General features: G+C 62.2%; 8 protein-coding genes. 3 read left to right on the forward strand and 5 right to left on the reverse strand.

Annotated features, from left to right (window positions below):
• Positions 1-50: 50 nt before the first annotated feature.
• The 5 genes from IPV69_RS12745 to IPV69_RS12765 all read right to left on the reverse strand — a co-directional run bounded on the left by IPV69_RS12745 (position 51) and on the right by IPV69_RS12765 (position 5721).
• On the reverse strand, positions 51-605 hold the full coding sequence (locus IPV69_RS12745) for a hypothetical protein (RefSeq protein WP_206295494.1): 555 nt from the start codon (positions 603-605) through the stop codon (positions 51-53).
• Positions 602-1216 (reverse strand): hypothetical protein, encoded by a 615-nt coding sequence (locus tag IPV69_RS12750; RefSeq protein WP_206295495.1) that lies wholly within the window; start codon positions 1214-1216, stop codon positions 602-604. The genes IPV69_RS12745 and IPV69_RS12750 overlap by 4 nt, the downstream gene beginning before the upstream one ends.
• Before the next feature lie 22 nt (positions 1217-1238).
• Positions 1239-1928, reverse strand: coding sequence for a carbon storage regulator CsrA (gene csrA, locus IPV69_RS27280; RefSeq protein ID WP_206295496.1), 690 nt, complete (start codon positions 1926-1928; stop codon positions 1239-1241).
• 158 nt (positions 1929-2086) lie between these two features.
• Positions 2087-2788, reverse strand: coding sequence for a 16S rRNA (guanine(527)-N(7))-methyltransferase RsmG (gene rsmG / locus IPV69_RS12760; RefSeq protein WP_206295497.1), 702 nt, complete (start codon positions 2786-2788; stop codon positions 2087-2089).
• Positions 2789-2994: 206 nt separating this feature from the next.
• A complete protein-coding gene (locus IPV69_RS12765; protein ID WP_206295498.1) occupies positions 2995-5721 on the reverse strand; it encodes a hypothetical protein in 2727 nt (908 codons plus the stop codon).
• Positions 5722-5936: 215 nt separating this feature from the next.
• On the opposite strand from IPV69_RS12765, the gene IPV69_RS12770 reads away from it, so the two are divergent.
• From IPV69_RS12770 to IPV69_RS12780, 3 genes are all read left to right on the forward strand, one after another.
• Entirely contained in the window at positions 5937-8309 is a 2373-nt protein-coding gene (locus IPV69_RS12770; RefSeq protein ID WP_206295499.1) for a PKD domain-containing protein, read from the forward strand.
• A gap of 381 nt (positions 8310-8690) precedes the next feature.
• Positions 8691-11855 (forward strand): PKD domain-containing protein, encoded by a 3165-nt coding sequence (locus IPV69_RS12775; protein ID WP_206295500.1) that lies wholly within the window; start codon positions 8691-8693, stop codon positions 11853-11855.
• A gap of 213 nt (positions 11856-12068) precedes the next feature.
• The gene (locus IPV69_RS12780; RefSeq protein WP_206295501.1) at positions 12069-12671 is read left to right on the forward strand and encodes a hypothetical protein; all 603 of its coding nucleotides are present in this window, start codon (positions 12069-12071) and stop codon (positions 12669-12671) included.
• Positions 12672-12713 lie beyond the last annotated feature (42 nt).

A 12713-nucleotide genomic window follows, 5' to 3' on the forward strand; every position in this document is an offset into this window, starting at 1 on the left:
CGCAATTCTAGCAGATCACTCGAGGCAATGGATTGATCTGGCGCGACCGTTTAGTCCGGCGGCAGGCGCAACAGTGTTCGCAGTTCGGCAGCGAGCGATTCGGCAAACTGTTGGTCTTTGCCAATCGCATACATTCGGCAACCTTTCCAAATGGATGCTCCGAACTCAACACGAATAACCCACTGCGGCGACCACGACACGAGCCAACTCCTCCGGGCACTGATCCTGGCGGGTGCCTGCTGATTCTTTGACCTGTGCGCAGATGAGACAAATGCGATCCGCACGCGACGCGGAAGGCGCCCTGACAAACGGGTCCGAAGGTCCAATCCTGAGTGAACGGCGGCGAACGAGGACAACGCTAGGAACGAGCCGGTGACAAAGACGCCGCGCGCCCGTTGTACGAAGCGCTCATCCCCGGAGATAAATCCAAAGGCAAGCGCACCTGTCCAGACAGAAAACATGAGAGCAAAGATGGCCGCGAGTGAGAAATCGAAGACGACAGAGCGAAATGTCGGCAGAGGCAGTACTAGATCCGCACCGACGTCGGTGGGCTCCACAAATGCCTCTGGTCCACGTTCGATCTCGTACGACAGCATCGTCTTCATGAGCGCATCGCCAGTTGGCCGACGGGACATCGTAAAGCTGCGTTGAGACAGTTGGCAATCCAAAGGGCGACTTGTGGCGGATGTCCCGGCATCACCTCCAAGATCGTTTTGCCGGTGATCTGAATATGCAGTCCATGCCCCAGAAACTCCGATGCGGTCCACGGGACCGGACCGGTGCGGATGTCGCCGATATGGGTTCGATCCCAAGACCGCGTTCGCGGTCGGCCTCTGCCGTCGTGATCGTGAATAGTCAGCCAGTGATCACCGAGTTCGAAGACAGTGCGCTGTCCGAACAGCCGCATGCATTCTCGTATACCGATCACAGTGGCAAGAACAAAGGTAATGCCAAGGAAAGCGTGATACGCGACGGCAAGTTCCCAGCCGAGCGGAGGTCGAGGTGAATCGAGCAACTGGATGATGCCAAATGCAGAACCAGCCGCATAGAACAGCAGGAAGCACGGAATCGCCAGTTCACTTAAACGATAAAGCAGATGTCGGGACCAAGGGACGACCAGCCGCGCATGACGGCCATTTGATTCATACGCGATGCCATACCGCGTTAGGACGTCGGCGGCGTACGAGATGACTGGAATGTGGGGCGAATTTGACACCCCGCCCTCCCGTATCGATGGCTTACTTGCCAATATCCTCGCTCCACAACTCCGGATGCTCCGCGATGAACTTCTTCATCATCTCGATGCAGTCGGCGTTCTGAAGGTCGACGACGTCAACGTTGTGCCGTCGCATGAACTCCGGCCCGCCGGCGAAGTTGACGCTCTCGCCGACGATCACCCTCGGCACGCCGAACTGCACCACCGCGCCGCTGCAAAGGTAGCAGGGCATCAGCGTGCTGTAGAGGACGGTGTCCTTGTAGCTCTTCTGGCGGCCGGCGTGCGTGAGGCAGTCGATCTCGGCGTGGGCCATCGGGTCGCCTTTTTGCACCCGCTGGTTGTGGCCTCTGGCGACGATCTTGCCGTCGCGCACCAGCACGCTGCCGATGGGAAGGCCGCCTTGCGACATGCTCTTGCGCGCCTCTTCTATCGCTGCGAGCATAAACTCGTCGGCCTTGGCCGGCGCGGGTTCGATCTTGCCGATGGGAGCGGGAGACGGGCCGCTTAAGTTCGGGATGTCGTTGGGCTTCACCTGCGCGGCCGACTCGTTCTCTTTGCGGATGGCGTCGTAAACTTCCTTACGATGGACCGAGACCGTGCGCGGCGCGTTGATGCCGAGCCGCACCTTGTCGCCGCGGATGTCGACGACCGTCACCTGGACGTCGTCGCCGATCATGACGGTCTGATCGCGTTGTCGGGCAAGAACGAGCATGAAGGGGTCATCCCAACGAGAGCCGAACAGGCGACGGTTCACCTCGCCTCGAACGATTATAGATCAGCACTTAGAGACAATGACGTGAAAAACGGCTCGTGGTGAGTCCGATAGTCCAGAAACTGGTTTGCCCCTTTTCGGCTTCGGTTTCAACCCGGTTACAGGTGTTTGCCCTTGGTCACGGTCGCGGACCGCGGGTATATCGGCGGCGTAATGCCTCGCTTGGCGACTTTAACGATGACGTGGTTCTGCGTCTGGGGCAGGCTGATGGGCTCGATCACCGGCACGTCGGCGTTCATGCGTTTACAGGCGCTGGTGGCCTGTTCAACCTCCGCCGGGCCGCGTTCCCCCTTCATTGCCAGCAGAACGCCGCCCTTCTTCAGCAGCGGCATCGACCACTCCACCAGCCAGGGGAGCAGCGCCACCGCCCGGGCGGTCACGACATCAAACGTCTCCCGGCGGTCGGTATGGCCGACGTCTTCCACCCGACTGTCCGACACCAGCACGTTGGTCAAGCCCAGCTCCGTCACGGCCTTCCGCAGGAAGGCGGCCTTCTTCTTGGTGCTTTCGACGAGAAACACGCGGACGTCGGGCCGGGCGATCGCCAGCGGAATCCCCGGAACCCCGCCGCCGCTGCCGAGGTCGGCCAGCGTGTGAGGCTTTTTCGGGAGGAAGGGCAGGACGGTCAGCGAGTCGGCGATGTGCAGCAGTTCGGCCTGGGCGCGGTCGGTGATCCGCGTCAGGTTCATCGTCTGGTTGGCTTCGATGAGCAGGTCGAGGTAGCGCGACAGCAGAGCGTGTTGGGCTTCAGACAGCGGCAGTGCGGCACGGGCGGCGATTTCGGTCCAGAGTGGGTTCATGAGTGGCTTGTGGGGCGAAACAGGTTCGCCAGGAGGCGACGTCATCAGTGACACGGGCTTCCAGCCCGTGCGTGCGACGCCGTAGTTCAATCAATTCTATCAGCAAAAAGCCGGATGGATTCTTCGTATTGAACGCCGATTGAAGCACGACGCACCTCGCACGGGCTGGAAGCCCGTGTCACTGACCGGGCTTCCAGAAGTCACGTTCACGGCCGCGTAATCACGTAATACAGCACATCGGGCAGCAAGTCGATTCGCACGCCGCCGGCGGTGGGCTTGGTTGCCACCTTGGCGGCTGTGGCGTAGCCGTTGGAATCGACCGCCGTCACCTTCGCCGCCGCCCCACTGCCGGCGGAGAGCAGTTCGATCGAACCGGCGACTTTCCGGATGCCGAACGGCGCTGCCCCCAAATCCTTGACCACGCCGCCTTCGGCCCGGAATCCCGTCGGCTGATCCTGCGTCATGACCTGCACGAGCACCTTGCGGCTCTGCGCGATCGGCAACCCGTCGAGCGATACGACCGTCGCCGTGCCATAGTCGTTGGCCATCGCCACGCGGACGTTCGACGTCGCGATCGTCCCGGCGGCCGCCAGGAAACCGGCCGCGCCCTGGGCGCACGGCGTGTCCATCACCGCCAGCCCTTTGCCGTAATCCCACCGCAACTGACCCGTCAGACTGGCGATGGTCTTGGCGTCGCGATTGAGATAGCGCGGCAGGTCGCGCTGGGCACTCTGCGAGGCGTCGGGGCCGTAGGTGCGGACGATGGGGCCGATGTAGCTCGTCAGGCTGTCGATCTTGTCCACCTGGCCGGCGATCGCCGCGCCCGGCGGCACGTCCTTGGCGCGGAACTGGTCGAGCGCATCCTGCGACCAGCCGAAGCCTCCCTTCATGCCCCACAGGTCAGGCAGCGGAACGGCCTGGTGAATCGCCGGGTCGGCCTCGGTCACATCGCCTCGGCGATACGCCAGCGCCGCCGCCGGAAACGACTGGACGAACGCCGGGCTGGCGACCTGGAACTTTTGAATGCTGGCATCGAGAAGGTAGTTGCTGCCGACGGCGAAGAAGAACATGCCGTCGACGCCCTGCAGCGCGCCATACGCCGACGACAGGAACACCGCATCGGCCCGGTACCGATTCGGCTGGGTGAAGCCGATCTCGGAAATGATCTGCGGATAGTCGGCGACCTGCTGAAAACGCAGGGGAAGCAGCGAGGGCACGGTCACCGGCGCGATGTCCTTGAACGTATGCCCCACCCGCACGGAGTAGGCCGAGCCGTCGCCTTTGTGATCGGCTTCAAAGTAGCCGTGGGAATCCATCACGTCGCCGGCGGTGTAGGTCCAGCGTTCGGTGGCGTTCAGCATGGCGGGGTCGGCCACGCCCCAGTTGCTCGCGACGACCAGGCCGCCGTACTTCAGGTCGTTCTTGATGTATTTGGTCGCAGTGTCGTAGAAGCCGCGTTGCAGCTCGGCGAGGAACTGCACCTGATCGCCGACGCGTTTGCGCTTGCCCGAGCCACCCTGGTTCACGCCGGCGGCGGTCATGTGGTAGGCCTCGTAGAGCGCTGGCCGATCGGCGGCGTCCCCAGGGGCGCGCTCGCCGTTCCAGGCCTGCATGGCGGCGGCGGTCGATCCGTACTTCTTCGTCAGCCATTGCGCGTAGATCGCTTCGAGCTGCGCCCACTGAAACGCCGGCACGCTCTTCTTGCTGAACGTCCAGAAGAAGAGGGAGTCTTCGTTGATGATCTCGACCATGCCGATCGCGGGTTCCTGGCCGAGGGGCGTGCCGGCCGCATGCGGATTGGGGCTCGTCAGCATTTGGCGTAACCAGCCGCGATGGATCGACTGCAGCTTGGGGTTGAAGTACAGCAGCGCGAACGGCTTTTTGTCGGCGACGCCGTCGAAGCCTTCGAGGCCGAGCTTTTGTCCGTCGGCCCAGACGGGGAAGTAGAAGCTGAGGGTGGTGTAGATGCCCTGCTTCTTCATCGCCGCGACGAAGTATTGCAGGGCGTCCAGTTTTTTCGGGTCGATCTGAGTGGGGTCTGCATCCGACCAGAGCGGGCTGTGGAAGCGGACCATATTCACGCCGAGCTTGGCCAGCCGGCGTGCGAGGTAATCGACCGAGGCGCGGTCCTGCGTGGCGTTGGAAAGCCCGACGTTGACTGCCCAGAAACGGGCAGGTTTCGTGTCGCCCCCGGGTTGTTTTCCCAAGGTAATATCTTTTCCATGACGGCTCAGAAAGCCGTTCTGGCCGGCGACGGGCTCGTTCAAGAATCGCAGGTCGAGCAGGGCATCCGGGCGAAAGGTGTCACTGTCGGGTTCGAACGCAAAGTAGCCGTCATCGGCCTTGCCCGTCTTCACGCCGGGCCTGGTTTTCCCGTTGGGCGTGAAAGGGCCCTTCGACAAAACAAAGCAATCGAAGCCCGCCCCCCAATCCTTGCCGTTGCCGAGAATGAGTTCGACCTGGAAGGTTCGAGCGCCCTTGGGCAATTGGACCGAGCCCAGTGAAACCCAATTTGCATTGACGAACTTTTTGAGTTGTGTGTCGTCGGCGAGCGCGGCATCGGGGCCGCATTCCCGCCATTCGCCGGCGGGCATCGAGTCGAACCGCCATTTGAACGGCCCGTGCTTCCAGAACTTGCGTACCCAGAACGCGTAGTCGCCGTCGGCGGGTACGACGATCTTCCAGGATGCCGTCGGCGGCTGGATACCGGTTTTCCCGTTGGCATTCAGCCAGTTTCCGCCGGACAGAAGCTGCGCATTGGCACCGAGCGAAGCGGGCGAAAACGGGTTGTTCTTCGGGAAGGTACTGGTGGCGAAGTCTTCGCCTTCCCACCAGACGTAGTCGGATCCGCCGCACGCAGGAGATGCTGAGACGATCAGGACGCATAGGCCTGCCGCGAATAGTACCGGGTTAAGGAGGCGAAGCGGTCTCATGAAGAAAAGTCCCTTTCCTACATTCTCAACACCGGTGTGAATCTGAGCGAGATGCAACGCTCAAAATTCGCAAAATTCTACTGGATTAGCGGCTGAATTAGCGTAACTTGCTTTACACCCACTCAGGAGCCAGACGAATGATCCCCTCTCGGACCTCGAAGAAGGCTAGTCCTTCTGTCGCCGCTCATGTTATCTGCGAAACGCTGGAAGATCGTGTGCTTTTTGCCCTTGCGGGGACGGGCAGCCTCAGCGGGACGCTTTCGAGCAACTTGTCCATCCGAAAGCAGCAATTGATCTGCGACCCGCCGGCACCAACCAAGGGGTCCACAAGCCTGCTTTATGACGCCAGCAAGGTGACCCTCGCCGATATCATCCCAGGGCCCGGATACGACAACCAAGGGTTTATTGGATTGGTGGAGCTTCGGCTCAAGAACGGCAAGACGGCGTTGCATCCTTTTTCGTCCTTCCGCAACGATCCCAAGCTCGGCGTCGAGACCGGCTACGCGCAGGTCATCTACAAACTTCAGGGCACGCCCGGCGATATGTCAGCGGCCCCCGGCTACGAACTCATCGAAGAGTACGGCGACGAAGCCGGGGTGGACACGCACTCCTTCTTCTTCACTCTTAAGCCCGGTGTGAGCAATGCCGAGCCATTTGCGTACCGAGTCTACGCCGAACGGGCTGGCGTCCACAGCGGGAATGTCGAAGACGGAATTACGGATGCAACCGGCGCGACGCTCGGACCGGACGACATCCAGGACGCGACTGTCCGCAGCGACTTCAAGCCGGAAATCCAGACCATTACGGTTCCGTCCACCATCGCCGAGGGCAACAGCCTCACCCTGTCGGCGTTCGCCACCGACAAGGACTCCCCCGCCTCCAGCCTGACTTACTTCTGGGATGTCAACGGCGACAATGTCGTCGACGCCACCGGCGCAACCGCCACCCTCACCTCGGCACAACTCAATGCGCTGGGTATCGGCGATGGCGCGGGCACGGCAACCGTGCGGTTAACCGTCAGCGACGGACCCAAGAGCGATACCGCCCAGGCGACGCTTTCGATCACCAACGTCGCTCCGACCGCCGGTGTGTCGGCGACCACCGGTTCTGTGGTGGTGCCCGTTGCGCTGAACCTGACTTCAAACGATCCTTCTGATGCAGACGATGCCGCCGGGTTTGACTTCCTGGTGGATTGGGGTGACGGCTCGCCTCTTGAGGTTGTCGAAGCCTCTGCCGGGAACGGCGCAGGAACCAACCTCACCCATCAGTACGCCCTGGGCGGAACCTACACGGTCACCGCACTTGCCACTGATAAGGACGGCGGCACCAGCGCATTGGCATCGACCTCCGTGCTGGTGATCAACACACCGCCGGTCATTGTCTCCAACGGCGGCCCGTACTCGATCAGCGAAGGCTCGGGCGTGACGCTTTTGGGCGTCGCGACTGACGCCGAAACCCCCACCACGCTCACCTATGCGTGGGACATCAACGGCGACAGCGTCGTCGACGCCACGGGTGCCAATCCCACCCTCTCGGCCAGCGCGCTGATCGGCCTGGGTCTTGGCGATGGCCCGACCACGAAGAACGTGACGCTGACCGTCAGCGACGGCCAGAACACGGTGTCGTCCGCGACAACCATCCTGGTCAATAACGTCAATCCGGATGTCACCCTGACGCCAACAACGGCGGCCATTCTTCTGGGCGCGTCCGTCGCCTTCTCGACCACGATCACCGATCCTTGTGCGGCCGACACGCACACCTACGCCTGGAGCGTGAACTCCGTCCTCACCGGCGTGACGACGTCCACATTCACCTTTAACCCGGCAACGGACGGCGTTTTCACCGTCAAGGTGGTCGCGACGGATGACGACGGCGGAACCGACGTGGCGACCGCAACGGTCACCGTCACCGATCCCGATGCAACGCCCACCGCCAGCATCGGTGCCGACCCGGCCAACCCCGGGAAGAATGCCCTGTTCGTCAAGGGAACCAAGTTCAACGACCTGATCACCTTCTCGAAGTCGGGAAACAACACCGGTGTTAACGTCAGCACGTCGACCAATACCTTTGCCCTCGGTTCATTCACCGGATTCGACCGGTTGATCGTCCGTGGCATTGGCGGCAACGACAACATTCAGCTCAACTACACCTCGGCGAGCGAGGTGCTGATCTTCGGCGGCGACGGCGACGACACGATCAATGCCGGCAACTACCAGAGCATCCTCATTGGCGGTGCAGGCAAAGACACCCTGATCGCGGGCAACTCCAAGGATCTGCTCGCCGGCGGGGCCGGTAAGGATTCTCTGTCGGCGGGCGCCGGCGATGACCTCCTTATCAGCGAGCGTTCGGTGTACGACGCCGGCAGCGGCAACACCGACATCATCGCCTGGACCCAGATCATGAAGGAGTGGACCAGCGGCAGCACGCTGGCGTCTCGGCAGTCGAACATCACCGGTCAAACCAACACTGGCGTGAACGGCGCTTATGTGCTTCGAGCAACTGCCAACACGCTGGGCCCGGCGACCTACTTCAACGACGCCGAGGTCGATGTACTCGACGGCGGTACCGGCAAGAACTGGCTGCTGTAAGTCGGCCACGGCTATCCATCCGTATCCAACGCAAAAGCCTGCTCAAGTGATTCTTGAGCGGGCTTTCTTTCGTATTGGCTTTAAGCCGAAACCCCCGGTCTAGTCATTATCTATTGGGGTCGCAGACATAATGTCCATAGTTCTCGACTTTCGCGTAAGCACTCGTTTCGCGCTTCTGCATCAGTCACTATGGGGAATGAGGATTCCTCAACCCCGGTAGTTCCATCTACATAATTTTTCGTGGCAATATTTCGATCAGCACATTAAGTTTGATAGACAACAGAACGGCAATCAGGGCTGCCGAAGCACTTCGTCGCTTCCCCTGCGTGGTGACACGCTGGTTGGTACGGCCCGTGTCGTCGTGTTGAAAAAGGAGCGATTGTGTTCGGTAAGATTCGTCGTCGTGGTTCCAGTTCTGCCCCCACACCCGCCAGCATCTGCAGCATCGAACCGCTGGAAGATCGCGTTCTGTATGCGCTGGCGAAGACAGCCGGCGGATCGGGCTACAGCGGTACGCTCTCCACGAACACCGCGATCAAGAAGCAGCAATTGATCTCCGACCCGGACGAGCCGATCGCCGGTTCCACCAGCGTGCAGTACAACCCGGCGCTGGTTCACCTTTCGGGCGCGATCCCCGGACCGGGCTACAACAATTCGTACTTTAAGGCCGTCGTAGAAGTCTCCGTCAAAACCAAGTGCTGCGGGCATGACGACGACGATGATCGCCGTCGCAACTCCCGGCACAGGCACAACGACAGCTGCTACACCTACAAGAAGATGCTGCAGCCGCTGACCAGCTTTCTTACCACTCCGTGGGGGACCGAAACCGGGTATGCCCAGGTCAGCTACAAGCTCACCGGCACTGCAGGCCAGATTGCTCCGCCGTCGGGCTATAACATCCAGGACGAGGGTGGCGTCAGCGGCGTTGATACGCACGCGTTCTTCTTCGACGTCAAGACCACCGTTCCGGCCAATGCGGTGATGGACTATCAGATCTTCGCGGCCGTCCAGAACACCTTCTCGAACAACACCCAGGACTTCCTCCAGACCGCCGACGGGACGATCCTCGGCCCGAACGATCTGACGCCCGCCTTCGTCTCGACCCAGACGGCACCCACGATCACCACTACCGGCGGACCGTACTCGATCTCCGAAGGTTCCGGCGTCACTCTGTCGGCGACTGCGACCGACGTTGAGACTCCCGGCTCGCTCACGTACGCGTGGGACCTCAACGGCGACAGCGTTACCGATGTCACCGGGGCCAACCCCACGCTTTCGGCATCGGCACTCGCCGCCCTGGGTCTGGGCGATGGTCCGCTGGTCAAGACGGTGACCCTCACCGTCAGCGACGGCCAGAAGGACTCGACCGCCACCACGACGCTGACCATTGGCAATGCCAAGCCGACGGCGGGTGTGACATCAACCGCCGGCTCGGTGGTTGCCCCGGCCGGCGCAACGTTGACCGCGACCGATCCCTCGGCCGCCGATCAGGCCGCCGGGTTTACCTTCCTCGTCGATTGGGGTGACGGCACCGATCCCGAACTGATCGCCGCATCGGCCAACAACGGCAGCGGAACCAACGCGACCCACCAGTATGCCCTGGGCGGCACTTACACCGTGACCGCGCTGGCCACCGACAAAGACGGCGGCCTCAGCGACGTGGCATCAACCACCGTCACGGTCGCCAATGAAGCGCCGACCGTCAGCAACAACGGCGGCCCCTACTCGATCTCTGAAGGCGACGGCATCACGCTCCTGGCCTCGGCCAACGACGCCGAAACACCGGGGTCCCTGACCTATGCCTGGGACATCAACGGCGACGACGTCACCGACGCAACCGGTGCCAATCCCACGCTGTCGGCGGCAGCCCTTGCGACGCTGGGCCTCGGCGACGGTCCGACGAACAAAGCCGTCACCCTCAAGGTGAGCGACGGGCAGAACACGGTCACGTCAACCACGACGCTTGCCGTGAACAACGTCGCCCCGACTGCCGGCGCGACCGCGACGCCTGGCACCATCATCGCCCCCGCCGGACTTTCCCTGACCGCTTCTGACGCGGCGGCGGCGGACAACCTGGCCGGGTTTACGTTCCAGATCGACTGGGGCGACGGCTCACCCCTCGAGACGATCGCCGCCAGCGGCGGCAACGGCAGCGGCACCAATGCCAGCCATCAATACAACCTGAGCGGCACCTTCACCGCTTCCGTGACGGCGACCGACAAGGACGGCGGCACCAGCCTGCCCGTCACCGCATCCGTGCTCGTCGTGAATACCGCGCCCACGATCACCTCCGATGGCGGCGCATATTCGATCTCCGAAGGTGCCGGCGTCACCCTCCTGGCGGCGGCGACCGATCTGGAGACCCCCGGGTCGCTGAACTACTTGTGGGATCTCAACGGCGACCTCGTGATTGATGCGACCGGCGCCAACCCGACCCTCTCCGCAGCGGCACTGGCAACGCTGGGGTTGGGCGACGGCCCGACCACCAAGGCGGTCCGCCTGACGGTCAGCGACGGCGAGAATGTTGTCACCTCCGACACCACCATCACCGTCAACAACGTCGCCCCCACGGCTGGCGCGAGCGCGACGAGCGGCTCGTTGTCGACGCCGGTCGTCCTGTCGCTGACCGCGACCGATGCCTCGCTCGCCGACCGTGCCGCGGGCTTCAAGTTCCTGATCGACTGGGGTGATGGCACCCCCGTCCAGACCGTGCTCGCGAGTGCCAACAACGGCAGCGGCATCAACGTCGCCCACGCTTATGCCCTCATCGGCCCGTTCACGGTCAGCGTGACAGCGGTCGACAAGGACGGTGCCAGCAGCACGCCGACGACCACCGAGACCGGGGTCTCCGGTGCCCAGCTGCGCCCCGATCCGTCCAACCCTTCAGTCAACGCCCTGTTCGTCTACGGCACCAACGGCAACGACAACATCAGCTTCTCGCAGTCGCGGTACTCGACGATCGTCTACATGAACGGCCAATCCCTCGGCTCATTCAACAACTTCTGCCGCATCATTGCCCGTTCCATCGGTGGCAACGACTGCATCAGCATGAGCTACTGCGCTTCGACGCCGATCGTCTTCTACGGCGGCGACGGAAACGACAGGCTCATTTCCGGCAACACCAATGGCATCATGGACGGCGGTGCCGGCGACGATTACCTCGACGCTGGCAACGGCAAGGACCTGCTCATCGGCGGGCTGGGCGCCGATACGCTTTATGGCGGCAACTGTGACGACATCATGGTCGCCGGGCGAACCAGCTTCGACGCCGGCACCGACGACGACATCCGCGCCGTGACCAAGCTGCTCAACGAGTGGATGGGTTCGCAGTCCTACGAAACCAAGATCAGCCGTCTGACCGGCGTCACGACCGGCGGCCTCAACGGCACCATACTGCTGAAGCCGGGCGTCACCGTCTTCGACGATGGCGTGGTGGATAAGGTCTACGGCGGCAGGGGCCGCGACTGGTTCCTGGTGAATCGCACGGGCGGCGGCGTCCTTGATATCGTCGACCTGGCCAACAACGAGACCGTCACCGACCTGTAACCGGCGGCCGATACTTGTCTGACGTTCAAAACCCGGGATTGCGGAGCGAACACTCCGCAATCCCGGCTTCTTTTGGGGCCGCAAGTTTCCAGAATTGATCTTCTGACAGTCCGGCGAGCACGCACTTTTTATCGGACGCAATCAAGCTTCCCGACCGCTTCGGCCGATGATGCCTCTCGAATCGTGCTGTTTTCCCGTGCCCGGAGCGATGTTATGTCAGTCACCGTGGATCATGAGAGTCTTGCCGCCGAATCCCTGGGACTGACGACCATTGGCCATGTCCTCTCGCATCTGCAGCGCGACAACCGCCTGGTGATCAACCTGCTGATCGACGGGCAGAAGCCGGATCTCGGCCGCTTGGGGCAGATCCGTGCCGCGCCGCTGGACGGACACACCTTGTTCATTGAAACCGCCGAACCACAGGAAATCGCGCTCGAAGTTCTCGGTGAGGTCGATGCCCAGTTGGAAGACGGCGACCGACTGAAAGACGAGGCGGTTGACCTGCTTCAGCAGAACAATCCCGCGGCGGCGATGGAGCGTCTCAGCGGTTGCTTCACCATCTGGAATGCCGCCAGGGAATCGATCCAGAAGACGACGCAGCTTCTTCGCATCGACGTGGAGAAAATCGAAGTGGGCGGCCGATCGCTCGGTGATCTGCTCGTGGACTTCACCGACCAGCTCCGGCAGATCAAGGCATCTCTCGAAGGACGAGACTTCGTCTCGCTCGCCGACATCCTTCAGTATGAGATGACGCAAACCACCACGCACTGGCGGGAGGCCGTTGCGTACGTCCGCCGGGCTGCCGGCGGCGAGTGAACGCAGGTCCTGAAGAAGGTTCTCTTCCCGTCTTTCCGACAC

It is taken from the genome of Humisphaera borealis (assembly GCF_015169395.1).
GTDB lineage: Bacteria > Planctomycetota > Phycisphaerae > Tepidisphaerales > Tepidisphaeraceae > Humisphaera > Humisphaera borealis.